Annotated in this window: 28 protein-coding genes, 2 tRNA genes and 1 pseudogene; 10 read left to right on the top strand and 21 right to left on the bottom strand. The window is 67.4% G+C overall.

Annotated elements, in window-relative coordinates:
* Positions 1-55: 55 nt before the first annotated feature.
* Positions 56-508: a nucleoside deaminase gene (locus tag TX88_RS00190; protein WP_044513746.1), complete on the bottom strand. Its 453-nt coding sequence runs from the start codon at positions 506-508 to the stop codon at positions 56-58.
* A complete protein-coding gene (locus TX88_RS00195) occupies positions 505-1011 on the bottom strand; it encodes a tRNA adenosine deaminase-associated protein (RefSeq protein WP_044513748.1) in 507 nt (168 codons plus the stop codon). The genes TX88_RS00190 and TX88_RS00195 overlap by 4 nt, the downstream gene beginning before the upstream one ends.
* A 98-nt stretch (positions 1012-1109) precedes the next feature.
* On the opposite strand from TX88_RS00195, the gene TX88_RS00200 reads away from it, so the two are divergent.
* Complete coding sequence (locus tag TX88_RS00200) at positions 1110-2054, top strand: prephenate dehydrogenase (protein WP_044513750.1); 945 nt, start codon at positions 1110-1112, stop codon at positions 2052-2054.
* Here the strand turns inward: TX88_RS00200 and TX88_RS00205 are convergent.
* The 5 genes from TX88_RS00205 to TX88_RS00225 are packed head-to-tail and all read right to left on the bottom strand — an operon-like array spanning position 2017 to position 6116.
* Positions 2017-2604, bottom strand: a complete 588-nt coding sequence (locus tag TX88_RS00205; protein ID WP_044513752.1) for a putative glycolipid-binding domain-containing protein — start codon at positions 2602-2604, stop codon at positions 2017-2019. The genes TX88_RS00200 and TX88_RS00205 overlap by 38 nt on opposite strands.
* Positions 2601-3395, bottom strand: coding sequence for an ABC transporter permease (locus TX88_RS00210; RefSeq protein ID WP_044513753.1), 795 nt, complete (start codon positions 3393-3395; stop codon positions 2601-2603). Before TX88_RS00210 ends, TX88_RS00205 begins: the two co-directional genes overlap by 4 nt.
* Complete coding sequence (locus TX88_RS00215) at positions 3392-4063, bottom strand: ABC transporter permease (protein ID WP_044513754.1); 672 nt, start codon at positions 4061-4063, stop codon at positions 3392-3394. Before TX88_RS00215 ends, TX88_RS00210 begins: the two co-directional genes overlap by 4 nt.
* 3 nt (positions 4064-4066) lie before the next feature.
* Positions 4067-5173 carry an ABC transporter ATP-binding protein gene (locus TX88_RS00220; protein WP_044518943.1) on the bottom strand — a complete coding sequence of 369 codons (1107 nt, stop codon included), beginning with the start codon at positions 5171-5173 and terminating at the stop codon, positions 4067-4069.
* Positions 5174-5201: 28 nt separating this feature from the next.
* The gene (locus TX88_RS00225) at positions 5202-6116 is read right to left on the bottom strand and encodes an ABC transporter substrate-binding protein (protein WP_044518944.1); all 915 of its coding nucleotides are present in this window, start codon (positions 6114-6116) and stop codon (positions 5202-5204) included.
* A 155-nt stretch (positions 6117-6271) separates the two neighbouring features.
* Here TX88_RS00225 and TX88_RS00230 point away from each other — a divergent pair, with 155 nt between their 5' ends.
* Positions 6272-6676 carry a LapA family protein gene (locus tag TX88_RS00230; RefSeq protein ID WP_044513755.1) on the top strand — a complete coding sequence of 135 codons (405 nt, stop codon included), beginning with the start codon at positions 6272-6274 and terminating at the stop codon, positions 6674-6676.
* A gap of 4 nt (positions 6677-6680) precedes the next feature.
* On the opposite strand, the gene TX88_RS00235 is transcribed toward TX88_RS00230, so the two are convergent.
* A complete protein-coding gene (locus tag TX88_RS00235; RefSeq protein WP_084621949.1) occupies positions 6681-7703 on the bottom strand; it encodes a phosphotransferase family protein in 1023 nt (340 codons plus the stop codon).
* Positions 7704-7712: 9 nt separating this feature from the next.
* A complete protein-coding gene (locus TX88_RS00240) occupies positions 7713-8321 on the bottom strand; it encodes a histidine phosphatase family protein (RefSeq protein WP_044518945.1) in 609 nt (202 codons plus the stop codon).
* A 49-nt stretch (positions 8322-8370) separates the two neighbouring features.
* Between TX88_RS00240 and TX88_RS00245 the strand changes: the two genes are divergently transcribed.
* Both TX88_RS00245 and TX88_RS00250 read left to right on the top strand, forming a co-directional pair.
* Positions 8371-9126, top strand: coding sequence for an SDR family NAD(P)-dependent oxidoreductase (locus TX88_RS00245; protein WP_044513758.1), 756 nt, complete (start codon positions 8371-8373; stop codon positions 9124-9126).
* A gap of 64 nt (positions 9127-9190) precedes the next feature.
* On the top strand, positions 9191-9931 hold the full coding sequence (locus TX88_RS00250; RefSeq protein WP_044518946.1) for a GntR family transcriptional regulator: 741 nt from the start codon (positions 9191-9193) through the stop codon (positions 9929-9931).
* 45 nt (positions 9932-9976) lie between these two features.
* On the opposite strand, the gene TX88_RS00255 is transcribed toward TX88_RS00250, so the two are convergent.
* The 6 genes from TX88_RS00255 to TX88_RS00280 all read right to left on the bottom strand — a co-directional run bounded on the left by TX88_RS00255 (position 9977) and on the right by TX88_RS00280 (position 17087).
* Positions 9977-11311, bottom strand: a complete 1335-nt coding sequence (locus TX88_RS00255) for an MFS transporter (RefSeq protein ID WP_044513760.1) — start codon at positions 11309-11311, stop codon at positions 9977-9979.
* 188 nt (positions 11312-11499) lie between these two features.
* On the bottom strand, positions 11500-12198 hold the full coding sequence (locus TX88_RS00260; RefSeq protein WP_044513763.1) for a phosphonatase-like hydrolase: 699 nt from the start codon (positions 12196-12198) through the stop codon (positions 11500-11502).
* Between the two features lie 26 nt (positions 12199-12224).
* Positions 12225-13364 (bottom strand): TIGR03364 family FAD-dependent oxidoreductase, encoded by a 1140-nt coding sequence (locus TX88_RS00265; RefSeq protein WP_044513765.1) that lies wholly within the window; start codon positions 13362-13364, stop codon positions 12225-12227.
* 88 nt (positions 13365-13452) lie between these two features.
* Complete coding sequence (locus TX88_RS00270; RefSeq protein ID WP_044513767.1) at positions 13453-15330, bottom strand: alkyl/aryl-sulfatase; 1878 nt, start codon at positions 15328-15330, stop codon at positions 13453-13455.
* 18 nt (positions 15331-15348) lie between these two features.
* Complete coding sequence (locus TX88_RS00275) at positions 15349-16215, bottom strand: NAD(P)-dependent oxidoreductase (RefSeq protein WP_044513770.1); 867 nt, start codon at positions 16213-16215, stop codon at positions 15349-15351.
* On the bottom strand, positions 16212-17087 hold the full coding sequence (locus TX88_RS00280; protein WP_084621742.1) for an NAD(P)-dependent oxidoreductase: 876 nt from the start codon (positions 17085-17087) through the stop codon (positions 16212-16214). Before TX88_RS00280 ends, TX88_RS00275 begins: the two co-directional genes overlap by 4 nt.
* Positions 17088-17190: 103 nt before the next feature.
* Here TX88_RS00280 and TX88_RS00285 point away from each other — a divergent pair, with 103 nt between their 5' ends.
* Positions 17191-17529 carry a winged helix-turn-helix transcriptional regulator gene (locus TX88_RS00285; protein WP_044513772.1) on the top strand — a complete coding sequence of 113 codons (339 nt, stop codon included), beginning with the start codon at positions 17191-17193 and terminating at the stop codon, positions 17527-17529.
* Here the strand turns inward: TX88_RS00285 and TX88_RS00290 are convergent.
* Complete coding sequence (locus TX88_RS00290; RefSeq protein ID WP_044513773.1) at positions 17526-18023, bottom strand: metallophosphoesterase family protein; 498 nt, start codon at positions 18021-18023, stop codon at positions 17526-17528. The two genes, TX88_RS00285 and TX88_RS00290, sit on opposite strands and share 4 nt — an antisense overlap.
* A 63-nt stretch (positions 18024-18086) precedes the next feature.
* Here TX88_RS00290 and TX88_RS00295 point away from each other — a divergent pair.
* Both TX88_RS00295 and TX88_RS00300 read left to right on the top strand, forming a co-directional pair.
* Positions 18087-18465: pseudogene (locus TX88_RS00295) on the top strand (Fe-S protein).
* A gap of 103 nt (positions 18466-18568) precedes the next feature.
* Positions 18569-18982, top strand: coding sequence for a hypothetical protein (locus TX88_RS00300; protein WP_110917856.1), 414 nt, complete (start codon positions 18569-18571; stop codon positions 18980-18982).
* 59 nt (positions 18983-19041) lie between these two features.
* On the opposite strand, the gene TX88_RS00305 is transcribed toward TX88_RS00300, so the two are convergent.
* Together TX88_RS00305 and TX88_RS00310 are read right to left on the bottom strand one after the other, a co-directional pair.
* Positions 19042-19114: transfer RNA gene (locus TX88_RS00305), tRNA-Arg, on the bottom strand.
* Positions 19115-19151: 37 nt separating this feature from the next.
* Positions 19152-19243 (bottom strand) — tRNA-Ser (locus tag TX88_RS00310).
* A gap of 88 nt (positions 19244-19331) precedes the next feature.
* On the opposite strand from TX88_RS00310, the gene hisC reads away from it, so the two are divergent.
* Positions 19332-20414 (top strand): histidinol-phosphate transaminase, encoded by a 1083-nt coding sequence (hisC, locus tag TX88_RS00315; RefSeq protein WP_044513777.1) that lies wholly within the window; start codon positions 19332-19334, stop codon positions 20412-20414.
* Positions 20411-20872 (top strand): DUF4334 domain-containing protein, encoded by a 462-nt coding sequence (locus tag TX88_RS00320; protein ID WP_044513778.1) that lies wholly within the window; start codon positions 20411-20413, stop codon positions 20870-20872. The genes hisC and TX88_RS00320 overlap by 4 nt, the downstream gene beginning before the upstream one ends.
* Here the strand turns inward: TX88_RS00320 and TX88_RS00325 are convergent.
* On the bottom strand, positions 20869-21414 hold the full coding sequence (locus TX88_RS00325; RefSeq protein ID WP_084621743.1) for a TIGR03086 family metal-binding protein: 546 nt from the start codon (positions 21412-21414) through the stop codon (positions 20869-20871). The genes TX88_RS00320 and TX88_RS00325 overlap by 4 nt on opposite strands.
* Positions 21415-21433: 19 nt before the next feature.
* Between TX88_RS00325 and TX88_RS00330 the strand changes: the two genes are divergently transcribed.
* Positions 21434-22249 (top strand): crotonase/enoyl-CoA hydratase family protein, encoded by an 816-nt coding sequence (locus TX88_RS00330; RefSeq protein ID WP_044513782.1) that lies wholly within the window; start codon positions 21434-21436, stop codon positions 22247-22249.
* On the opposite strand, the gene TX88_RS00335 is transcribed toward TX88_RS00330, so the two are convergent.
* Entirely contained in the window at positions 22236-23144 is a 909-nt protein-coding gene (locus TX88_RS00335) for an NAD-dependent epimerase/dehydratase family protein (protein ID WP_044513784.1), read from the bottom strand. The genes TX88_RS00330 and TX88_RS00335 overlap by 14 nt on opposite strands.
* Positions 23145-23567: a hypothetical protein gene (locus TX88_RS00340; protein ID WP_044513785.1), complete on the bottom strand. Its 423-nt coding sequence runs from the start codon at positions 23565-23567 to the stop codon at positions 23145-23147.
* Positions 23568-23606 lie beyond the last annotated feature (39 nt).

Genomic DNA, 23606 nt, shown 5'->3' on the forward strand with positions numbered 1-23606 from the left:
ACCAGATGGCGAACATCGGCCGAAAACTCGCCATCGTCTTCACGGTCGACGGGGATTACCGCTGGGCGGCGAAGAACTCCTCCAGCAGGGCCGCGCATTCGTCGGCCAGGACCCCACCGACCACCTCGGGGCGGTGGTTGAGCCGACGATCACGCACCACGTCCCACAGCGACCCGACCGCCCCGGTCTTGGGTTCCCACGCACCGAACACCACCCGCGCCACCCGGGCCAGCACGAGGGCGCCCGCGCACATGGTGCACGGCTCGACGGTCACGGCCAGCGTCGCACCTTCGAGCCGCCACCCGTCGCCGAGCACCCGGGCGGCCTCGCGCATCGCCACGATCTCGGCATGCCCGGCCGGGTCCCCGGTGGCCTCACGGACATTGGCCGCGCGGGCCAGCTCGGTGCCGTCGGCCGCGAACACCACCGCGCCGATCGGCACATCGCGCGGACCGGCCGTCCGGGCAGCGTCGAGGGCAGCGCGGATCAGGGCTTCGTCAGAGGTCACCGACCGAGCCGGTCGAGCACCGCCGACAGCTCGTCGGCGAAGCCCATCTCGCGGGCGATGCGCCCGATCTGCTCATCGGCGTACAGGTCGGTTTCGGACAGGATCACGCCGAGCACGTCCTCGTGCAGACCGATATCGGACAGCACCGCGAGGTCGCCCTCCTCGAAGGGATCCGCATCTTCGAGATCCTCTTCTTCCAGGTCAGCGTCCAAATTCTCCAGCGCCTCGGCGGCGATGTCGTAGTCCAGTGCAGCGGTGGCATCCGACAGCAGCAACCGGGTTCCCGCCGGCGCCGGCCGCACGATCACGAAAAACTCGTCGTCCACATCGAGCAGCCCGAAGACCGCCCCGGCGCTGCGCAGCTCACGAAGCTCGGTCTCGGCTGCGGTCAAACTCTTCAACGATGACGACCGCATGGGGGCGCACCGCCACTTGCCTTCCTCTCGGACAACGGCCACCCCAAAGCCATCAGGCAGGTCTGCCGGTGCACGCTGTGCCTCCATGCCCGCCTACGGTAGTCGCCGACCAGCAATTTTGACAGGGATCACCCTCGGCCCCGGTGCGGTCGGTATGCCAATCTTGAACCGTGACGAACCCACCGGTGTGCGTGCTGGGCCTTGGCCTGATCGGTGGCTCGCTGATGCGTGCCGCTGCCGGGGCCGGCCGCGAGGTCTTCGGCTACAACCGGTCGATGGAGGCCGTCGCGGCCGCAAAGTTCGACGGGTTCGACGCCACCGAGAATCTCGACGAGGCGCTGGGCCGGGCTGCCGACCGTGATGCGCTGATCGTGCTGGCGGTGCCGATGCCGGCCCTGCCACAGCTGCTCGACCACATCCGGGACACCGCACCCGGGTGCGCGCTGACCGACGTCACGAGCGTCAAAGGCGCGGTGCTCGACGAGGTCGGAAAGTTCGGGTTGCTGCAGAACTTCGTCGGTGGCCATCCGATGGCGGGCACCGCCCACTCGGGCTGGTCGGCCGGCGACGCCGCACTGTTCACCGGAGCCCCCTGGGTGGTCAGCGTGGACGATCACGTCGACGCGCAGGTCTGGTCCCAGGTCACGCAGCTGGCCCTGGACTGCCGCGCGGTGGTGGTGCCGGCCCGCTCCGATGAGCACGACGCCGCCGCAGCCGCCATCTCGCACCTGCCGCACCTGTTCGCCGAAACCCTGGCGGTCATCGCCGGCGAGGTGCCGCTGGCCTTCGCCCTGGCCGCCGGATCCTTCCGCGACGGCACCCGGGTGGCGGCCAGCGCGCCGGACCTGGTGCGGGCGATGTGTGAGGCCAACTCCGAACAGCTGCTGCCCGCGCTCGAGCAGGGCATCGAACTGCTGACCCGCGCCAAGGAAACCCTGGCCGCCACGGGTTCGGTGGCCGACCTGGTCGAGACGGGTCACGCCGCGCGGATGCGCTACGACAGCTTCAGCCGCCCCGAGATCATCACCACGGTGGTGGGCACGGACAACTGGCGGGCCGAACTCGCCGCGGCCGGACGTGCCGGCGGGGTGATCAGATCCGCTCTGCCAGTCCTGGGTAATCAAGGATGAAGCCGTCGGAATCCACCGTGATGGTGGTGTCGGCGACCGGCGAGCGCAGCTTCACGGGAGCTCCGGGACCAGAACTGGTGTAGCTGATGTTGGCGGTCTCCACCGAGAAGTCCGGCAACCGTACGTAGACCACCGGCAACGTCACCGACTCAGCCCGCTGATGCAGGCCGGTCCGCCGGATCGGCAGAGCATTGAAGAACGGGCTGAACACCACGTCGACATCGAGCGCGCCGCCGAAGTCCGAGCGCTTGGTCTGCGTGTGGTCCTGCACCAGCCACATGTTCTCCTCGTCGCGGGCGATGGAGAGCTGGCGTTCCCGCTCGGCCAGGGTGACGGTGAGCGACAGCCGCTTGGTGGCGCCCGTCTCGTCGGTGACCAGGTCATAGGAGGCCGAGAACGCCGGGTGGGATTCGGTGGCGGCGGCAACGATCCGGCCGTAGGCCTTGATCCGGTTGCCCGACAGCTGAACCCGCACGGACTCCATCCGGGGTTCATCGTGCGCCCGCCAGGTCAACACCGCTGGCCAGGCACGGTCCTTCTCGTCGCTCACCCTTCTACCGTATGCGACGAGACTCGGCCTTCGTAGCCGAGTCCGGAACTCCCCCGCGCGTTCCCCCGGGCAGGTGACTCGAGGGCCACCTCGTCGTCGAGCAACGGCTGCGGAATCCGGCGTTGACGTCCCAACCGGCCACTACCGGGCACCGACAACCACACCGCGAATGCCATCGCGGCATCGAGAATCAAGGCCAGCGCCGTGACCATGAGCGCACCCACCAACGCGATGTGGAACTGCCGCACCTTGATGCCGTCGATCAGATACCGGCCCAGCCCGCCGAGGCTGGCATAGGCCGCCACCGTCGCCGTCGCCACGATCTGAAGCGTCGCGGTGCGCAGCCCGCCCACGATCAACGGCAGCGCGTTGGGCACCTCCACCCCGAACAGCACGCGCCGCTCGGTCATGCCCATCGAGCGGGCCGCATCCACGACGGCCGGGTCCACGTTCGCGATGCCGGCATAGGTCCCGGCCAGCAACGGTGGGATGCCCAGCAGCATCAGTGCGACCGTCGGCGGCACCAGCCCCAGCCCCCACAACAGCACCCCGAGCAGCAGCACGCCGAGTGTGGGCAGGGCGCGCAACGCGTTGACCCCGGTGACGACCAGGAAGGTGCCCCGCCCGGTGTGCCCGATGAGCAGGCCGACCGGGATCGCGATCACCGCCGAGGCCACCACGGCGACCACCGTGTACTGCAGGTGTTCGACGATGCGGGCGGCCAGTCCGGCGGGCCCGCCCCAGTTGGCGGCGGTGAAGATGAAGTCCAGTGCCTGCTGCAGGAAGTTCATGCGGCCCCCTTGACGCGCACGGTCCGTGGCTGGCGGGAGGTCCTGGTCCACGGCGTGATCGCCCTGCCGGCCAACATGATCAGGCTGTCGATGACGACGGCCAGCACGAAGATCGCGATGATCCCGGCGATGATCTGGTCGCTCTTGTTGGACTGATAGCCCTCGGTGAACCATGTGCCCAGGCCGCCGATACCGATCACCGAGCCCACCGACACCATCGAGATGTTGGTGACCGCCACCACGCGCAGACCCGCCACCAACACTGGGATGGCCAGCGGGAGTTCCACCTTGAGCATCCGCACCAGCGGCCGGTAGCCGATCGCGGTCGCCGCGTCCCGCACCTGCTCGGGCACCGCGTCGAGCGCCTCCGGCACCGCCCGCACCAACAGTGCGGTGGTGTAAAGGGTCAGCGCCACAATGACATTGGCCTCATCCAGGATGCGGGTCGGGATGATCAGCGGCAGCACCACGAACAGCGCCAGCGACGGGATGGTGAAGATGATGCTCGCCGTGAGGGTGGTCATCCGCCGCAGCACGGTGGTGCGCTGAACCGCTGCTCCCAGCGGCACGGCGATCAGCAGCCCCAGCACGATCGGCACCAGCGACAACCGCAGGTGCACGACGGTCAACACCCACAGGTCGTCGAGATGGTTGAGCAGATATCGCATGAGCTACCCCAGCTCCGGGACGCGGCGCTGCTCCTTGAGTGCCTCGAGCACATCGTCGGCGCGGACACCCCCGACGAGCTTGCCGTCCTCGTCGACCGCCACACCGAGGCCGCTCGGTGAGGACAGCGCAGAGTCCAGCGCCTGCCGCAGGTTGCCGTCGGGCGGAAAGAACGACCCGCCCCCGATGGTGCTGTCGTAGAGCGCATTGCCCTTGCGGTGGACCTCGACACCCTCGGCATTGATCCAGGCGAACGGCGTGCCGGATTTGATGACGAGCCGCCACTCCCCCGGGCTGAGGTTCAGCGCGTCGATGTCGTCCTCGTCGACGTGCTTGATCTCGTGCAGGGGCAGGCCGCTGGCGTGAAAGAACTGCAGCCCGCGGTAACCGCGGTCGGCGCCGACGAATCCCGACACGAGTTCGTTGGCCGGATTCGACAGGACAAAGGCGGGATCGGCGTATTGCAGCAGTGCCCCGCCGCGGCCGAACACCGCGACCTTGTCCCCGAGTTTGACCGCCTCGTCGATGTCGTGCGTGACGAAGACGATGGTCTTGCGCAATTCGCTTTGCAGTCGCAGGATTTCGGCCTGCAGGTCTTCGCGCACCACCGGGTCGACCGCGCTGAAGGGCTCATCCATCAACAGGATCGGCGGGTCCGCGGCCAGTGCGCGGGCCACCCCGACGCGCTGCTGTTGCCCGCCCGACAGCTGGGCCGGATAGCGGTCGGCCAGTTTCGGGTCGAGCCCCACCCGTTCCATCACCCCGATCGCGGCCTTGCGGGCACTGCGCCGGGATTCGCCCCGCAACACCGGCACGGTCGCGACGTTGTCGACCACTCGCAGATGCGGCATCAGCCCGGCGCTCTGGATGACGTAGCCGATGCCGAGCCGCAGCTTGACCGGGTCGACGGTGCTGATGTCCTCGCCGTTGACCGTGAGGGTGCCCGAGGTGGGATCGATCATCCGGTTGATCATCCGCATCGAGGTGGTCTTGCCGCAGCCCGACGGACCGACGAACACCGTCAGCGTGCCCTGCGGCACTTCCAGATTGAGGTTGTCGACGGCGACCGTGCCGTCGGGATACTGCTTGGTGACGTTCTCGAAGGTGATCATCGCGGCCCTCTGCTCTTCGCGCAAGCGCTCATCGCGTCACCGGCTTGTCGAATCCGTTGTCCCTGATCCACTTTTCGGCCGCCTCGTCGGGGTCGATGCCGGCATTGCCCTCCACCGCGGTGTTCAACTCGATCAGGGCTTCGGTGGTGAGCTTGGCCGACACCGCGTCGAGCACGGTCTTGAGTTGATCGGACATCTTCTGCGAGGCCACCAGCGGAACGACATTGGCGGCCAGGAAGACGTTCTTGGGATCCTCCAGCGGCACCAGGTGGTACTGCCCGATCGCCGGCGAGGTGCTGAAGATGTTCGCGGCCGTGACGGCGCCACTGTTCAGCGCTTGAACGGTGGCCGGCCCGCCACCGTCGCTGATCGCGACGAAGTTGACCGGTGCGATGTCCAGGCCGTACCTGGATTTCAGGCCGACCAGCCCGGTCTGGCGGGTCTGAAACTCAGATGGTCCACCGACTTTCACCTCGGCCGAATGCGCGGCCAGATCCGCGATGGTCTTAAGGTTCCAGCGCTGGGCGGTCTCGGCGGTGACGGCGAGGGTGTCCTTGTCCTCGGCCGGTGAGGGATAGAGGATCGACAGGTCCCCGGGCAGGGCCTTCAGCAGCGCGATCAACACCTCGTCCGATGTCGTGGCGGTCGCCTCCGCGTCGAAGTACTGCAGGAGATTTCCGGTGTACTCCGGGATCAGGTCGATCGAGTGATCCTGCACCGCAGGCACATACGTCTCGCGACTGCCGATACCGAACTGCCTGCGGATCTGAAAGTCATTGGCCTCCAGCGCCTGGGCATAGATCTCGGCGATGATCTTGGACTCCGGGAAGTCGGCGGATCCGACCGTGATCGACTTCAGGTCACCCGAGATGGGTCCACCGCCCAGCGGATTGGAGCTTCCACAGGCCACCGCCAGCGGCACGATCAGGGCGAGCAGGGTCATCGCGATTGCCACGGTTTTGCGCTGCACAGGCGCATCCTTTCGGCGACGGCGGCTGGACGATCAGCCTCTGACGACCCTAACGGCACACCCGACATGCCGCCGCGCTTTACCTCAGGGTGGTTTGCTTTGAGGCCTTGACGGGCAAAGATGTCAGTATGACCAGCGATCCGTCTGCATCGCCCGATTTGCCTGAGCCGACGCCGAATGTGCCGGTGCCACCGTCGCCCGACCCAGGCAAAGTCCCCGATGCCGGCAAGCCCCCCGCCAAGTCGGGTAAGTCGGGTAAGGCCACCGAGCCCAAACTGACCCGCGCCGGGGCGCTGTGGTCAGCATTGATCCTGGGCTTCCTGGTGCTCATCGTGCTGCTGATCTTCATCGCGCAGAACACCGCCGCGGTCCCGCTCACCTTCCTGAGCTGGCATTGGTCGTTACCGACGGGCGTCGCCATCCTGGGTGCCGCGGTGGCAGGCGGCCTGCTGACCGTCGCCGCCGGATCGGCACGGATCTTCCAGCTGCGCCGTGCGGCCAAGAAGAATTTCAAGGCCGCCCAGCGCGACTGACACGTCAGCCCAGGGCACTCAGTCCCGAGGCGATCGCCGGGGCCACCGCCGCGCCGACGCTTGAACTCCCCGGCGCCTCGGAGCCCTGGCGCGCACGGAAGTCGATGCCCGCGGCGATGATGGCTGCCTTGAAGTAGGCCAGCGCCATGTAGAAATCCCAGTGCGCCAGCTCCTGGCCGGACTGCACCGAATACCGGTTGGCCAGATCGTCGGCCGACGGCATCTGCGGCGAGCTCCACGCCGCTTCCATGCTCAGGATCAGGTTGAACATCGGGTCGCGGTACACGCACATCAGCGCGGCGTCGCTCAACGGGTCACCCAGGGTGGACAGCTCCCAGTCCAGCACCGCGAGGACCTTCGTCGGGTCCTGCGCGTCCAGGATGGTGTTGTCGATGCGGTAGTCGCCGTGGACGATCGAGTTGCGGCTCTGCGCCGGAACCGAATCCGCCAGGGCCTGATGCAGGCGCTTGACGTCGTCGTCGCGGGGATCGTCGGGCAGGCGGACCAGGTCCCACTGCGAACCCCAGCGGCGCACCTGGCGTTCCAGATAGCCCGCGGGCTTGCCGAAGTCGCCGAGACCGACGGCGTCGGGGTCGACCGCGTGCAGGTCGGCCAGCACCCGGATCAGGGCGTCGACGCTGTCGCTGATGACCTGCTCGTCGCCCATCGCGGCAAGTTCAGAAGCACTGCGGACCACCTGGCCCGCGACGTTCTCGACCATCTGGAACGGCGCCCCCAACACGGAGTCGTCGTTGCTCATCGTCACCGCACGGGCCACCGGCACCGCGGTGCCTGCCAGGGCCGCCACCACCTTGTACTCGCGCGCCATGTCGTGCGCGGACGGGGTCAGACCGTGCAGCGGCGGACGCCGCAACACCCACGCCGAGGCGTCGTCATGCACGCGGAAGGTCAGGTTGGAGCGGCCACCGGCGATCAGTTCGGCGCGGAGCTCACCGCTGCGGGCAATGCCCTCCGAACGCAGGTGCCGGTCCAGTGCGGCGAGGTCGAGGCCCTCCAGATTGGTCACGGTCATTGTTTACCACCGCACGTTTCGCGGCAGCAGGTCCCATACGTGCTCGGTGCCGTTCACCGAGGCGACGCCGAGCTTGCCCGAGCGGGACGACAGCAGCCGGGTGACCGAGGCGTAGTCGACGTGGAAGGACAGCAGCCGCTCGGTGCCCAGGATCTGGTGCAGCAGCACGTTGATCACGCCGCCGTGGCTGAACACCGCGACGGTGCCGTCATGGTCACCGGCGGCCACCAGCTCCTCGACGGCCGCATTGATGCGCGCCATGAAGGCGTTCTCGTCCACGCTGCTTGGCAGGTGCCCGCTCACCAGCCGGGCCAGCTCTTCGGGATTCTCCTTCGCGATCTCCTCGATCGGCACGTAGTGCGACATGTCGCGGTCGTACTCGGCGAGCCGTTCGTCGACCTCGACCTGCAGTCCCAGCTCGGCGGCGAGCGGTCCCGCTGTCTGGATCGCGCGCCGCTGCGGGCTGCTGACCAGCCTGCTGACGGGGAACCGGGACAGGGCGGCGGGCAGGCGCTCCGCCTGCGCGATGCCTTCCTCGGACAGGTCGGGATCGGACCCTTGACCGGGCTCGCTACGCAGCGGTAAAGCATGTCGGACCAGAAGCAGTTGCACCGTGCCACCATAGGGCCGCGGTGCGCAACGGCCGGAGAGGGTCATCACCATGGGATATGCCGACGAGTTGTTCGACCTCACCGACCGGGTCGTGCTGGTCACCGGCGGCAGCCGCGGGCTGGGCCGCGAGATCGCGCTCGCGGCGGCGCGGTGCGGCGCCGACGTGGTGATCGCCAGCCGCAACCTGGAGTCCTGCGTGGCCGCGGCCGAGGAGATCACCGCGGCCACCGGTCGCGCCGCCCTGCCGTACCAGGTGCACGTGGGCCGCTGGGATCAGCTCGACGGTCTGGTCGACGCGACCTACGAACGGTTCGGGAAGGTCGATGTGCTGGTCAACAACGCAGGCATGTCACCGCTGTACGAATCGCTCGGCTCGGTCACCGAGAAATTGTTCGACTCGGTCTTCAACCTGAATCTCAAAGGGCCGTTCCGGCTTTCGGCCCTGCTCGGTGAACGCATGGCAGCCGACGGCGGCGGCGCGATCATCAACGTCAGCTCGTCCGGATCCCTGCGGCCCGACCAGTACATGCTGCCCTACGCCGCGGCCAAGGCCGGGCTCAACGCCGTGACCGAAGGCCTGGCCAAGGCGTTCGGGCCGACCGTGCGGGTCAACACCCTGATGGCCGGCCCGTTTCTCACCGATGTCAGCAAGGCCTGGGACATGGCAGGCGACCCGTTCGGCCACCTCGCCCTGCGGCGGGCCGGCAACCCACCCGAGATCGTCGGCGCCGCACTGTTTCTGATGTCGGACGCATCCAGCTTCACCACCGGCTCCATCCTGCGGGTGGACGGCGGCCTGCCCTGAGCAGGGCACGGTACTGTAGCCCGTAGCAAACTTGTCATGACAACCTGACCGAAAGGTGATGCGGATGGCGGGGCCCCGTTCGCGCCACGAACACGTCGCCGCCGAGCTGCGCCAGCGCATCACCCGTGGGGACTACGCCATCGGAGCACCGCTGCCCACCGAGAGCGCACTGTGCACGGAGTTCGACGTGTCCCGCGGGCCGGTACGCCAGGCCCTGGCCACCCTGAAGAACGAAGGCCTGATCCGGGTCTCGCGGGGCAAACCCGCGGTGGTCCGCAGTCATGACGCCACGCAGACGCTGGACACGTTCACGCCGTTCACCCAGTGGGCCGAGCGCGTCGGGCGTACCGCGGGTAACCGCACCATCGAGGTGGCGCGTCGCCGCGCTTCCGAAACCGCCATCGAGGCATTGGGATTGACGGCCGACGATTTCGTGGTCGAAGTGCTGCGCGTACGCCTGCTCGACGGTGAACCGGCGATGATCGAGCGCAGCACGTTCATCGAATCGGTGGGTTCCCTGCTGTTCGAATTCGACACCGACTCCGGTTCGATGACCGACTATCTGGCCAGCCGGGGAGTGTATTTCGACTCCATGGAGCACGTGCTCGACGCGGTCGCGGCCGGGCCCGACGACGCGGCGAATCTCGGGATCGCGCCGGGCAGCCCGCTGCTGCGGGAGCGACGCGTTTCGCGCGATCAGCACGGTGTCGTCTTCGAATGCGCCGATGACCGCTACCGCCCCGACGTGGTCACGTTCAGCATCGTCAACGCCCGCACCAAGTTCTCCTCCGCCGAGCAGACGTAGAACTGCCCCTCTCACGTCGAAGAGGGGCAGTCCTGTTTCTCGGCGTCAGTCCGCGGCGGGCATGCGGTTCCAGTGCGGGATGAGCAGCAGCATGGAAAGCAGCGCGGCACCGGCGAATCCGTAGAACAGCGTTGACGTACTCAGATAGCCGGGCAGCAGTCCGCCGAGGATCGCACCGACCGAACCACAGCAGTTGATGAAGCCGGCCGCGGTACCGGCGTGCTTGGAAGTACCGAAGTCCACCGCGGCGACACAGGAGATCATCGCGTCGGCGCCGTACACGCTCAGCCCGATCAGACCGAGCACCACCACCATGACCCAGGGACTGCCGGTCGCGGTGAGCGGACCGAACAATGCGAGCACCGCAACCAGGATCGCCAGGCTGATCACACAGGCCGGCACCCGTCGCGCGTTGAAGACCCGATCCGAGATCCGGCCGAGCAGGATCGGGGCGATCACCCCTGCGACGCCGAATGCCACCGGGATCGTCACGGCCTGGAACTTGTCCCCGTCCACCAGCCGTTCGGCGACGATCACCGGGCCCCACAGCAGGATCGCGTAGCGGGCCGGCTTGAGCAGGAAGTACGACGCGCCAAGGGTTCTCACCATGCTGTCACTCAGCACCGCCTTCAGCGATTCCCGCCATGACGTGGTCGGTTCGGCGACCGCCTCGGCCTCGGGCGACTCATCGAGTTCGACGCCTTCCCGGGCGTCCTGGGATGCGCGGTACTCCTCGATCGGGGGCAACCCGACGTCCTGCGGCCGGTTGCGCTGGAACAGCAGCACGAGGACGAACACCCCGACCACAATGGCGGCCCCGGTGAAGAACGCCGCCCGCCACGAACCGAACACGTCGTAGGCGGCCCAGCCCAGAATCGGTGCGGCCACCAGGCCGCCGAATGCGTAGTTGGTGCTCCACAATCCGAGGACGCGACCGCGTTCTCCGATCGAGAAGAACTGGGCCATGTTGCTCAGCGTCGGGGACCAGCCGGTGGACTGGGCCAGGCCCTGCACGATCATCAGCGGCAGCAGGAACACCAGTGCGGGCAGCAAGCCCATGAAGACGGTGGCGACCGCCGATATCGCCAGGCCGCCGAGAATGACCACCCGCGGCCCGAAGCGGTCGGATACCTGCCCCCAGACGAACTGCCCCGCGGCGTAGGCGGCGAGGTAGGCCGCATCGAGGTTGGCCAAGGTGCTCTTGGTCAGGTGCGTGCTCAGGATCGGGTCTTCGAGGATGCCGAGCTTGGCGACGGAGAAAGCCTGGCGGGTGAAATAGAAACCGGCATAGGCGATCCAGGTGACGGCGAAGATCTGGAAGCGCCAGCGCTTGTAGCGCGGAATGGTCGATGGCGTGGTGGGAATCGCGGTTTGGGTCATGAGAGTGCACCTCTGGTGGGCGTGCTGCAGGCAGGCGGTGTGCTGACGGGCCGGGGGCAGATTGCCGAGCGAGTGTGGCCGAACGTCATAGGCAGGTTTCTCTTGCGAGAACGGTGCAGAGAGGAAATGCGGCGGTCGGGAGGAGCGGCCTACGACCGACCGCCGCAGGGCTGTGGTGGTGGGGTGAACTATCGGAGGGCTGCCACCAGTGCGGGGAGATCGGCGACGCTGTCGAGGATGTGGGTGGCGCCGGCCTCGGACAGCTGAGCCCGGTTGTGGGCTCCGGTCAGCACGCCGATCGAGGCCCGCGCGCCGGCGCGCAGCCCGCTGATGACGTCCGAGGACGAGTCGCCCAGCACGATCATCGAACGCACCGAGTCGGTTTCGGTCTGCATCAGCGCGGTCAGCGCCATGTCCGGATAGGGCCGGCCCCGCACGCCCGGCGACGGGCACAACACCAGGTCGGCGAGGTTGTGCCAGCCGAGGGCGTCGATGATGGCTGCCTGGGTCTCCCGGGCGAATCCGGTGGTCAGCGCGGTCTTGATGCCGCTGGAGCGCAAAGATGTAATGACATCTTCAGCGCCCGGGATCGGGCTGCAGTTGCCCTCCGAGACCAGCTGGGCGTAGCAGCGTTCGAACTCCTTGTTCGCGGCCTGCGCCTGCTCCTCGTTGCCCTTGGCCAGGTGCCGGAAGACCACGATCTTGGACTGCCCCATGGTGTCGGAGACGTAGCGCAGCATCTCCTCGCGATCGGCTTCGGTCTTCGACAGACCCGCATGATTGTCAGCGGCCAGGAAGGACTGCTGAACCAGCCCGCTGTCCTCGACGGTGGTTCCGGCCATGTCGAACACGACAAGGCTGATCGGATCAGTTGCTTTGGTTCCCATTGGTTTATCCCTTCGAGTTGGATCGTTCAGACGGTGGCGACGAGTCGGTCCAGCGCGTTGCCGACGCTGGCGTGGGCGAGGCCCATGCTGGTGGTCATGCCGATACCGGTGGTGACGGTGACGACGTGGGTGCCCTCGACGGGCTGTTCGATCAGGAATTCCTGACCGGGGGCAGAGGTGTAAACGCCCTGCCAGCGTTCGGATACCTCGATGTCATTGACCCCGAACAGTTTCCGGGCCTCATCGAGGAGGACGGCGAAGCCCTCTTCGGATTGGAACGGCGGCGCGGAGATGTCGCGGTAGTGGGTATCGCCGATCAGGAGTGATCCGTCGGGCTGCGGGGTGTACATCTGGTGCAGGTCGATCGCGACGTAATCGGGGTGTTCGGCGCGCAACCGGTCGGCCACCGCATCGGTGCTCGGCAGTCCCTCGAATCCCGAGTACCTCAGCAGCGACCAACCGGTGAACAGCGGCGCGGGCAGGGCGAAGGCCAGCGGCAAGCGGGCCCGCAACATGTGCAGCCGGCACCGCAGCAGGCCGTCGCGTTCGGCCAGCGCCGGGAAGAGCCGGTCGACGTCGTAGTTGACGGTGACGAACGTCGTACCCGCACGCAACGGTCCGCGCGAGGTGTGTACCACCCCGGGCTCGAAGCCGGAAGCGGCGGTACGCCAATGGAAGTCGACACCTTCACTGGCGAGCCACCGCGCGATCGACGGCGCGGCCGTGCGCGGATCGACCTGCAGGTCGTTCGGCAGGTACATGCCGCCGGTGACCCCGGACGCCACCACGGGGATCCGCTCGAGGATCTGCTCGCGGCTCAGCAGCCGCACCTCGTCGTCCCCGCGCACGGCGGCGAACTCGCCCATCACGGCGAGTTCGTCGTCGTGGCGCGCGACGCAGAAGGTGCCCGACTCGGCCGACCAGAACCCAGCCTTGCGGGACAGGTCGAGCCAGTGGCGGCGCCCGTTGCGGGCGTAGTCCCGCGCGACGCCGGACTGCGCCGTGATGCAGGCGTGGCCGAAGTTCTGGACCGATGCGCCGACGACACCGTCGGCGTGATCGACAACGGCGACGCTCAGTCCCCGCTGATGCGCGTGATAGGCGTGCGCCAGGCCGACGATGCCTGCGCCGACCACGACGACGTCGTAGCTGTGGTGATTTCCCATGCGGATACTGTGGTCCGCATCACCTCAACTTGTCAATACAAGTTTGAAGTTTTTACCTCATGTCTATATATGTAAAGTCCCGTTCACCTCACGGCGTGACGATGTCGAAGTTGGGATCGGGCCGGTCGAGCACCGCCAGCAGCGACGGCAGGGCCTCGGCGTCACCGGTGACCTCCAGGCCGGGTGAGGTCGCATCGCCCGCCGCGAAGGCCAGTAGCCGCAGCTTGTTCGCCAGCTTCACGGTGGCCTGCGCGCTCGCCTCGTCGGCATCGGCCTCGCGGTAGACCAGCACCCCGTTGCGCACGGTGAGCCGGTAGTTGACCGCCACATCGAGGAACGTCACGTCGACGGCCAGGTCGAGACCCCAGGCCCGGGGCCCGTTCACGTTGATCGCAAAGGTGTCGAAGATCTGCTCGGGGGTGAGCTGTCCGAGCAGCGAGGGCGACGCCGAAGTGGTCGGGGTTCCGAAGTTTCCCTCCCGTAGTTCGGTGGCGCCGCTCAGGAAGAAGTTGCGCCACGTGGCGTTCTCCGCGCCGTAGGCCAGCTGCTCCAGCACGTCGGCGTAGAGTTCACGGGCTCGCGCGTGGTGTTCATCGGTGAAGATGGCGTGGTCGAGAAGTGTTGCCGCCCAGCGGAAATCGCCGTCTTCGAAGGCCTTCCCGGCCAGCTCCACCACCCGGTCGACACCGCCCATGGCCTCGACGTAGCGGGGCCCGATCGCCTCGGGCGGGTGCGGCCACAACCGGGCCGGGCTGCCGTCGAACCAGCCCATGTAACGCTGGTAGACCGCCTTGACGTTGTGGCTCACCGAACCGTAGTAGCCGTGGGCATGCCAGGCCTTCTCCAGGGCCGGCGGCAGCTGGAAGGTCTCGGCGATCTCGATCCCGGTGTAGCCCTGGTTGAGCTGACGCAACGTCTGGTCATGCAGGTAGGCGTACAGATCCCGTTGCAGCGAAAGGAATTCGACGATCCGTTCGCGGCCCCAGGTGGGCCAGTGGTGCGAGGCGAACACGACGTCGGCACGGTCGGAGAAGGTGTCGATGGCCTCGGTCAGGTAGCCGGCCCAGCCGTGCGGGTCACGTACCAACGCACCGCGCAGGGTCAGCAGGTTGTGCAGATTGTGGGTGGCGTTCTCGGCCATGCACAGCGCCCTGAGCTTCGGGAAGTAGAAGTGCATCTCGGCGGGCGCCTCGGTGCCCGGTGCCATCTGGAACTCGATCTCGACACCGTCGATGGTGTGGGTCTCCCCGGTTTCGCGAATGTCGAGGGTCGGCACGATCAGCGCCACCTCGCCCGTCGAGCCGACCTGTCCCAGCCCGCAGCCGACCTGGCCCTGCGGGCTACGGGCCAGCGCCGCGCCGTACATGTAACCGGCGCGGCGCGCCATCGCGGTGCCGGCGTAGACGTTCTCCTGCACGGCGTGCTCGGTGAAGTGTTCCGGCGCGATGACGACGACCTTGCCCGCGTCGACATCGGCCTGGTTGGTCACCCCCAGCACGCCGCCGAAATGATCAGCGTGGCTGTGGGTATAGATCACCGCGACCACCGCGCGCTCTCCCCGGTGCGCCCGGTACAGCGCCAGCGCGGCGGCCGCGGTCTCGGTGGAGATCAGCGGATCGATGACGATGACGCCGGTATCGCCCTCGATGAAGCTGATGTTCGACAGGTCCAGGCCGCGCACCTGATAGATGCCCTCGACCACCTCGTAGAGGCCCTGTTTGGCACACAGTTGCGACTGACGCCACAGGCTGGGATGCACCGACGTCGGCGCATCGCCGGTCAGGAAGTCATAGGCGTCGTTGTCCCACACCACCCTTCCGTCGGCGGCCTTCACCACGCAGGGTTCGAGCGCGGCGATGAAGCCCCGGTCAGCGTCCTCGAAATCCCTGGTGTCCTCGAACGGCAGGTTCTTCAGGTGCGCGCGGTTGGCTGCCTCGATGACTGCGGTAGGTGGCTTCTGCTCCATACCGAAGAGCGTGCCACCTCACGGTGTCGGCACGGTCACGGCTGCCGGAACGATCCGGCTGATCTCGTCGGCTCCGTGCCCGGCGGCGACCGCGGCGTCCACGTAACCCCGGAACGCCTCCAGGGCGCCGGCATCCAGACCCGCCGAAGCCGAGGCCGCGATCAGATGCCGGACCGAGGCTGCCACCGACGACACCGGGGCGCTGGCGTCGCTGTGGCGGTCGGCTTCGATGCGTTCGGCGATCTCGCCGAAGACCGGCGGCAGGATCGCGGCGATGTTGCCGGCATGCGGCAACAGCTCGGTGGGGGCGATGCCGTGCGCACCGGCCATCGCGAGGGCGTGCACGAATCCACTGACCGAGGTCCAGAACACATCGAGCAGCGCCATGTCGAAGGCCGCTGCGCGGCCGATGTCCGCTCCGACCCAGCTGACCGTCGCGAGCGCGTCGAACACGGTCCGGTGTGCGTCGAAGAGATCGCGCGGTCCGGCGAAAAGGATACTGGCGTCAGGGGTTCCGATGGTGTCGGTCGGCGTCATGATGGCCCCGTCGAGGTAGCGCCCGCCGCGTGCGATCACCAGCTCCTCCGTACGGTGCGCGGAATCGGGGACGTCCGAGGACAACCCCACGACCACCCGGCCCGCGATCGCGTCACCCGCGGCGCCCAGCACTGAGTCCGCGGCCGCCTGGTCGATGACGTTGACCAGGATGAGGTCACTGGCCGCCACCGCGTCGGCAGGCGAATCGGCCCACACCGCACCGCGGGCGCGCAGCGCGCCGGCCTTGGCAGGTGTCCGATTCCACACGGTGGTGCGATGATTCGCCGCCACCAGGGCCCCGGCGAGGGCTTGTCCCATCGGCCCGAGGCCGAGCACGCTCACGGTCATGCCGCGGCCCCCTTCTTGATGCTCTCGATGACGCGCGCGAAGCCGTCATTGCCGTGCCCGGCATCGATCTGCCGGTGAATCAGCCGCTGCACCACGTCGACGACCTCGGTGCTGATCCCCTGGTCCCGGCTGGCGTCGACGATGTCACTGATATCGGAGAAGAGCAGGCTCTGCTGGCCGGCGACGGAGTAGTCCCCTCCGTCGATGACGGAAGCGTATTCGGCGATCGAGGGCATCAGTGCCGGCAGCCACGCGGCGGCGCGGGCGGCGAACTCCTTCGCGGGCACTCCGGCTGCCCCGACCATTGCAGCGCCGTGGAAGAAGCCGGCGAACATCACGTACATGGCCGACAGGAGCGCCAGGTCGTAGAGCGACGCCATTCCGGCGTCGTCGCCGAAGTACTCAGCGCCACCCCAGATTTCGAAGAACGTCCGATGGTCCTCGAACAACGCGGCCGAGCCGCTGTAGAGGATCGCCGACTGCGGCGTCGCGATCATCTCCGGCGTCGCCATGATGCCGCCGTCGAGGTAGTCGGCCCCGTGGCGGGCAGCCCAGCGGGCCAGCTCGCGCGCCCCCTCCGGTGACGTCGTGGTCAGGTTCACCAGGCGGCGCCCGGCCAGCAGGTGCGCCACCGGGTCGAGGACCTCGTGCACCGACGCCTGGTCGAACAGGCAGACCACGACGAGGTCCGCGTCGAGAGCCTCGGCCGGACCGGCCGCGGCGGTGGCGCCCTCGTCGACGAGCGCTACGGCCCGCGCGGCGGTGCGGTTCCAGACGATGGTCGGGTGCCCCGCTCCGAGGGCGATGCGGGCCAGCGCCGAACCCATCTCGCCCAGACCGAGAAAACTGACCGAGTGTCGTGTGGTTGTCATGCCACCATCGTTGGAGAGACACTGACTGCAGGACAAGTACCCACTAAAAAGTGGGATACTTACTTTTTTGAAACTATTGGCGCTGAACTGGGAGGATACCGCCATGAGCCAGCTGGGCAAGTACACCTGCGGACTCGATGCGGCATTCGCCGTGGTCGACGGAAAGTGGAAACCGCTCATCCTCTGGGAGCTTCAGGCCGGACCGAAACGGTTCAACGCACTGCACCGCAGCCTGCCCGGCGTATCCCAGAAGATGCTGACCCAGCACCTCAAGGAACTCCAGCGTCATGGTGTGGTGCACCGGGAGAGCTATCACGAGGTGCCGCCGCGGGTGGAGTATTCCATGACTCCCGCGGGTCAGGAGCTACTCGAATCCCTTGAACCGCTGGGAGATTGGGCCACCAAGCACATCGGGCTGATATGCGAGGGCGAAGCGGGCTAGCCGTCCAGTGTGTGCAGGCTGACGTCGGACAGCACCCCCGAGGCGATGCGCGCCGTCATGTAGGTGCAGTACGGCTGGCGCCGGCGGTCGGTCGGTGACCCCGGATTCAGCAGGCGCAGACCGGTTCTCGCGGTGGTATCCCACGGGATGTGACTGTGCCCGAAGACCAGGACGTCGGTTCCGGGGTAGTCCCTGGCCATCCGGGCCTCCCGCCCGGTGGCCGCACCGGTTTCGTGCACGACGGTGAATCGCAGACCGTCCAGCGTCACGTCGGCGCGCTCGGGCAGTCGCCTGCGCAGTTCCGCCCCGTCGTTGTTGCCCCAGCAGCCGATCAGGTGCGCCGCACGCGAGCTGAGCGCGTCGAGCAGTGCGGGGTCGACCCAATCACCGGCGTGGACAACGACATCCGCCTGGTCCACCTCATCCCACACCTGAGCCGGGAGGTCCTTGGCGCGCTTGGGTACATGGGTATCGGCGATCAGCAGCAGCCGCATCCAGCCGAGCCTAGTTGACCGATACCGACGAGCCCGGGATCTCGCGCCGCTTACACTCCGACCATGGATCTACTACGCAACGTAGTTGTTTATGCTCATCTCATCGGTTTCGCAGTCATGGTCGGCGCCTGGATCGCCGAGGCCGCGGCCCGACGCTTCCTCATCACCCCGGTGATGACCTACGGCATGACCCTGTCTCTCATCACCGATGACCCTGTCTCTCATCACCGGCCTGGCCCTGGCCGCACCCTGGCCGGCCGGCATCGTCGTGAACTATCCCAAGATCGGCACCAAGCTGATCATCCTGGTGGCGCTCGGCGCGGTGCTGGGCATCGGCACCGCGCGCCAGCGTCGCGCGGGCGGCCAACCGGTCATGGGCCTGTTCATCGCCGCGGGCGTGTTGCCCCTGCTCGCGTCGGCGATCGCGGTGCTGTGGAACTGAGGCCCCGGCCACGAACCTGAGCTGAACCTGAGACGTTCCCGTAAAGTTAACTGGCAAAGAACAATTGTCGGCAGGTACGGGAACGATGAGTCACAGACACGCCATGGCAACGGCCAAGGTCATGCGCACGGCGGCCTTCACCGGATGCGATTCACCGCAGGGTGACACCCGCGTACGGGCGAGGACGCGCCCTGCGGCTTCCGCGCGTCAAACCCACCACGGTGTGGCCGAGCAGCCGCGGCGGCGCCGCTATGTCGGACAGTTGAAGACCTCGACATCCACGGTGGCCGGCCGGTCGCCGTGGATGAACGATCGCGTCACCGTGCTGCGCGGGTTCCTGGCCGATCTGCACGGCCTGCACCTCCCGCCCGAATTCGCCCGGGTTCAGGTGGCCGGCCACATCGAGCTCCTGGTCTCCGTGCTGCGGCTGAACCGTCAGACCGCGCGTCAGTTCGTGACCGACGACGTACTGCGCGAGATGGCCGTCGACATCGCGACAGCCGTCGCTTCCGAGTAGCACCCCCAACCGAAAAAATCGAGGCGCGGTCTGCTGACCGCGCCTCGATTTTTCTAGAGTGCGCCCGAAGGGATTCGAACCCCTAACCTTCTGATCCGTAGTCAGATGCTCTATCCGTTGAGCTACGGGCGCCTAGCGTTATTCAGTTGTGCGGTTGACGGATCAACCGTGGCGGAGGCGAGAGGATTTGAACCTCCGGTCCCCTTTAAGGGGGACAACTCATTAGCAGTGAGTCCCATTCGGCCGCTCTGGCACGCCTCCTTTGAACTTCTGTGAGGGTACCGGACTCCGTCCTGTCGCCCGAAACCGCCGAGGGCACACAGTACACAGCCTCCCCTATCCTGGCCAAGTGAGTATCCGTTTGCGCCCCGAAATGGCCGACCTTCCGGCGTACGCACCAGGCAAAACAGTTCCGGGCGCAATCAAGATCGCGAGCAACGAAACCGTGTTCCCGCCGCTGCCCAGCGTGCGTGAGGCGATCCTCAAAGCCACCGAGAACATCAACCGCTACCCCGACAACGGGTACCTTGACCTGCGGGAACACCTGGCCAAGCACGTCGGCTTCGCGCCCGAGAACATCGCCGTCGGCTGCGGTTCGGTGAGCCTGTGCCAGCAGTTGATACAAATCACATCCGCCCCCGGCGACGAAGTCGTCTACGGATGGCGCAGTTTCGAGATCTATCCGCTGCAGATCCGCACCGCCGGCGCGACCGGCGTCCCAGTGCCCCTGCGTGACGAGACTCACGATCTCGACGCCATGCTCGCGGCGATCACCGACCGCACCCGGCTGATCTTCGTCTGCAACCCGAACAACCCGACCAGCACCGTGGTCGAGCCGGAGGCTCTGGCCCGGTTCGTGGCGGCGGTGCCCTCGGACATCCTGATCGTGCTCGACGAGGCCTACGTGGAGTACATCCGCGACGGGTTGGTGCCCGACAGCCTCGGATTGGTCCGGGCCCACCGCAATGTGGTTGTTCTGCGCACCTTCTCGAAGGCCTACGGGCTGGCCGGCCTGCGGGTCGGGTACGCCGTCGCCGATCCGGAGATCGTGACCGCACTGGGCAAGGTCTACGTGCCCTTCAGCGCGACAAGCGTGTCCCAGGCCGCAGCGATCGCCAGCCTGGAGGCCGCCGACGAACTGCTGGCCCGCACAGACGCCGTCGTGGCCGAACGCATCCGCGTCTGCACGGCACTGCGCGAGGCGGGATACGAACTCCCGCCCACGCAGGCGAACTTCGTCTGGCTGCCGTTGGCCGAACGCACCCTGGACTTCGTAGCCAGGGCCGCCGACAGCCGGATCATCGTGCGCCCGTACGGTGAGGACGGCGTGCGGGTCACCATCGGGGCACCGCACGAGAACGACGCCTTTCTGGAGTTCGCCCAACGCTGGATCGCGGGTGACGCCGGGACTCGGACAGGAGAGACCAAGTGAGCGACGCACGCGGCACGTTCGACGGATTCGTCAGCCGCGAGGGTCAGATCCCCGACGCCGAGCTCGACGCGTTCTGGGCGCTGCTCCGGCCCGCCAGCATCGACTTCATGCTCGGCGAGTGGAAGGGCGGCGAATTCCAGACCGGGCACAAGGCCAACGGATTCATGAACCGGCTCAACTGGTTCGGCAAGACGTTCCGCTCTGCCGCCGAAGCGCAGCCGCTGGTGTGCCTCGACGGCGACGGCAACAAGTTCTCCAACACCGAGGCCATGAACGGCGAGGCCAGCCTGTGGCTGGAGGAGTTCCGCGGTGAGGTGACCGCGACCATGGTCTACGACGGCCGTCCCGTGCACGACCACTTCAAGGTGGTCGACGACAACACCGTGGTGGGCATCATGAACGGCAAGGGCGCGGTCGTCGACGGCCGCTACCTGTACTTCTACCTGCAGCGCGTCTAACCCGTCGGCCGGCGGCCGGTGAAGGCCAACAACCGGTCCAGCGACCGTGCGCCCGCATCGATCTCGACCGGATCGTCGAAGCCGGCGCGCGCACGTCCGTCGGCCGTGATGATCTCCCTCGCCCACCCCAGGACGCACTCCGGTTGCTCATCGGGCACGTCGACTGTCTGCCCGGTGGCCGCGGCGTAATCCCAGGCGTGCACCAGGAATTCCAAAGACAGGATCCGGGCCATCATCTGTGCCGGCGCCTCGCCCTGCCCGAACGGCACCGTGCCGTCGACCCCGCGCCCTCGCCACGCCGCCACGGCAGGCCGCGCCGCGGTGAGCACCTGGTCCTCCACCGAGGTGGCGGTATCGCGTTCGGGAATCTGCGCCCCGGCCGCCGAACCGATCAGGGTGATCGAGTTCAGGAGGTGGTCCGTCAGCCCCGCGACATCGAACTCGCGACAAGGGGTCGAACGGGACAAATCGTCCGCGGTGATGCCGTGCAGCACCCGTTGCAGCACGTCGAGCGTGGCCTCGGCGCCTTCGAGTTCATCCATACTCGGTAGTGTCCACCCCATGTCTGACACGTACGAGTCCGTTTCCGTCGAGATCAAGGACCACGTCGCCCAGGTGACGCTGCTGGGTCCCGGCAAGGGCAACGCGATGGGTCCGGCGTTCTGGGCCGAGATGCCGGACGTCTTCGGCACCCTCGACGCCGACCCCGAGGTGCGCGCGATCGTGCTGACCGGCTCGGGCAAGAACTTCAGCTACGGTCTCGACCTGCCGGCCATGGGCGCCGAACTGCCCGGGCTGGACGCCGGTGCGGGCGCCCGCGCGGGCTTCCACAAGCGGCTGCAGAAGATGCAGGGCGCCATCACGGCCGTCGCGGACTGCCGCACCCCGACCATCGCCTCGATCCACGGCTGGTGCATCGGCGGCGGTGTCGATCTGATCAGCGCGGTCGACATCCGCTACGCCAGCGCCGACGCCAAGTTCTCGGTGCGCGAGACAAAGCTGGCCATCGTCGCCGACGTGGGCAGCCTGGCCCGCCTGCCGCTGATCCTGTCCGACGGGCATCTCCGTGAACTCGTGTTGACGGGCCGGGATGTGGACGCCGCGTATGCCGCGCGCATCAATCTCGTCAACGAAGTCCACGCCGACGCCGACGCCTCGCTGGCGGCCGCACACGCCACGGCCACTGAGATCGCCGCCAACCCGCCGCTGACCGTCGCCGGGGTGAAGGACGTACTCGACCAGCAGCGCACCGCCAGGGTGGCCGAGAGCCTGCGCTACGTGGCCGCGTGGAACTCGGCCTTCCTGCCGTCCAAGGATCTGGCCGAGGCCGTCACCGCGATGTTCCAGAAGCGCCCGCCGCAGTTCACCGGGGAATAGGCGTCCAGCCGAGTTCTGCCTTGGCCTTCGCGTTCGACAGGGGCAGCCAGGCCGTGCCGAATGCGGTGGCCGGGTATGGGGCCACGAGACCGACGAGCCGATGCGAGATCGGCCACGGCCGCGGCCGGCCCAGCTTCGCGTTGAGTTCCCGGACGTAGTCGCCGAAAGATTGCGGCCGGTCGTCGACGATGTTGTAGATCTGCCCGACGCGTCCCTTGTCGAGTGCGTCGGCCGTGGCTCGGGCGACGTCGTCGATGTGCACCCACGACAGCACCCCGGTGCCGGTCATCGCAGGCACGGCCCACCACTTGGCCAGCCGGCGGAACAGATCATCGTGGGTGACGCCGGGTCCGTAGAAAACGCCGTAGCGCAACACGATTCCCTCGGTACCGCTGCGCTCCCCCGACGTCAGCACGTCGCGTTCCATACCCCGCAACGCGGCCAGCATCGGTTCGCCGCCGCGCGGCGGAGGACCGGGGTACGGGTCGGTCTCGTCCATCAGTTGAGGCCCGGTCGATCCGTACCCGTAGGCGAAGATCACCGATTCCGCGACGACGCGACGGACGCCGGCCCGTTGCGCGGCGGCCACCAGATTGCCGGCGCCCCGGCTCCACAACTCCCTGGCCGGCTCGAAATCCTTCATCCGCTTGGGCCCCAGTTTGGGCAGCGTCGTCAGCAGGCTCACCACCGCCTCGGGGGCGAATTCGGACAGCACGGAATCGATCTGGCCCGCATCGAGGACGTCGGCCACCACGGGCTTGGCCCCGGCCGCCGAGATCTGGGCCGTCTTTCCCGATGAGCGGGTCACCCCGATGACCTCGTGGCCGCGGCTGTTGAGCTCACGCAACAACGGGATTCCGGGGACACTGGTCGCACCGGCCACCAGGACACGCATCTATGGTTCTCCTGCCTTGTCGTCGGACATGCTGATCCGCAATGCAATTGCCAACAAGACGGTGGTCACCACCAGGCCCGCGGCTTCCAGCCAACCGACCCAGCTGCCTGCCGCGTGGTTGGTGTCGATCAGGTGGCTCAACGAATGCAGGGCCCAGTGCAGGGTGGCGAACGCCAGCGTCGGCACCCGCCACCGCGGCCACTTCAACGCCGCCAGCATCATCAATCCGAGCGGCAGTTCGAACGACGCGTTGTCGAGGATGTAGTGATCGTTGCGCACGCCGAAGGCGCCGAGCGTGTCGAAGAACGTGCCCGGCGCCAGCAGCATGAACAGACCGAGCAGCACCGAGTAGACGCCGAACACGGCGAGGACCACTTCGAGGTAGCGCCGGGTTCGCGTCACCGGGCCCGCAGCGTTGGCCATGTCATCACGCTAACGCCACAGTGGTCTCCGAGTAGGCTC

This window comes from Mycolicibacterium septicum DSM 44393, from assembly GCF_000455325.1.
Classification (GTDB): domain Bacteria; phylum Actinomycetota; class Actinomycetes; order Mycobacteriales; family Mycobacteriaceae; genus Mycobacterium; species Mycobacterium septicum.

Coding starts and splice junctions, on each gene's coding strand:
- TX88_RS00195 (WP_044513748.1), bottom strand. CDS start 1,011: ATGGAGGCACAGCGTGCACCGGCAGACCTGCCTGATGGCTTTGGGGTG.
- TX88_RS00210 (WP_044513753.1), bottom strand. CDS start 3,395: ATGAACTTCCTGCAGCAGGCACTGGACTTCATCTTCACCGCCGCCAAC.
- TX88_RS00215 (WP_044513754.1), bottom strand. CDS start 4,063: ATGCGATATCTGCTCAACCATCTCGACGACCTGTGGGTGTTGACCGTC.
- TX88_RS00220 (WP_044518943.1), bottom strand. CDS start 5,173: ATGATCACCTTCGAGAACGTCACCAAGCAGTATCCCGACGGCACGGTC.
- TX88_RS00225 (WP_044518944.1), bottom strand. CDS start 6,116: ATGACCCTGCTCGCCCTGATCGTGCCGCTGGCGGTGGCCTGTGGAAGC.
- TX88_RS00230 (WP_044513755.1), top strand. CDS start 6,272: ATGACCAGCGATCCGTCTGCATCGCCCGATTTGCCTGAGCCGACGCCG.
- TX88_RS00245 (WP_044513758.1), top strand. CDS start 8,371: ATGGGATATGCCGACGAGTTGTTCGACCTCACCGACCGGGTCGTGCTG.
- TX88_RS00250 (WP_044518946.1), top strand. CDS start 9,191: ATGGCGGGGCCCCGTTCGCGCCACGAACACGTCGCCGCCGAGCTGCGC.
- TX88_RS00255 (WP_044513760.1), bottom strand. CDS start 11,311: ATGACCCAAACCGCGATTCCCACCACGCCATCGACCATTCCGCGCTAC.
- TX88_RS00260 (WP_044513763.1), bottom strand. CDS start 12,198: ATGGGAACCAAAGCAACTGATCCGATCAGCCTTGTCGTGTTCGACATG.
- TX88_RS00265 (WP_044513765.1), bottom strand. CDS start 13,364: ATGGGAAATCACCACAGCTACGACGTCGTCGTGGTCGGCGCAGGCATC.
- TX88_RS00270 (WP_044513767.1), bottom strand. CDS start 15,330: ATGGAGCAGAAGCCACCTACCGCAGTCATCGAGGCAGCCAACCGCGCG.
- TX88_RS00275 (WP_044513770.1), bottom strand. CDS start 16,215: ATGACCGTGAGCGTGCTCGGCCTCGGGCCGATGGGACAAGCCCTCGCC.
- TX88_RS00280 (WP_084621742.1), bottom strand. CDS start 17,087: ATGACAACCACACGACACTCGGTCAGTTTTCTCGGTCTGGGCGAGATG.
- TX88_RS00285 (WP_044513772.1), top strand. CDS start 17,191: ATGAGCCAGCTGGGCAAGTACACCTGCGGACTCGATGCGGCATTCGCC.
- TX88_RS00290 (WP_044513773.1), bottom strand. CDS start 18,023: ATGCGGCTGCTGCTGATCGCCGATACCCATGTACCCAAGCGCGCCAAG.
- TX88_RS00300 (WP_110917856.1), top strand. CDS start 18,569: ATGGCAACGGCCAAGGTCATGCGCACGGCGGCCTTCACCGGATGCGAT.
- TX88_RS00325 (WP_084621743.1), bottom strand. CDS start 21,414: ATGGATGAACTCGAAGGCGCCGAGGCCACGCTCGACGTGCTGCAACGG.
- TX88_RS00330 (WP_044513782.1), top strand. CDS start 21,434: ATGTCTGACACGTACGAGTCCGTTTCCGTCGAGATCAAGGACCACGTC.
- TX88_RS00335 (WP_044513784.1), bottom strand. CDS start 23,144: ATGCGTGTCCTGGTGGCCGGTGCGACCAGTGTCCCCGGAATCCCGTTG.
- TX88_RS00340 (WP_044513785.1), bottom strand. CDS start 23,567: ATGGCCAACGCTGCGGGCCCGGTGACGCGAACCCGGCGCTACCTCGAA.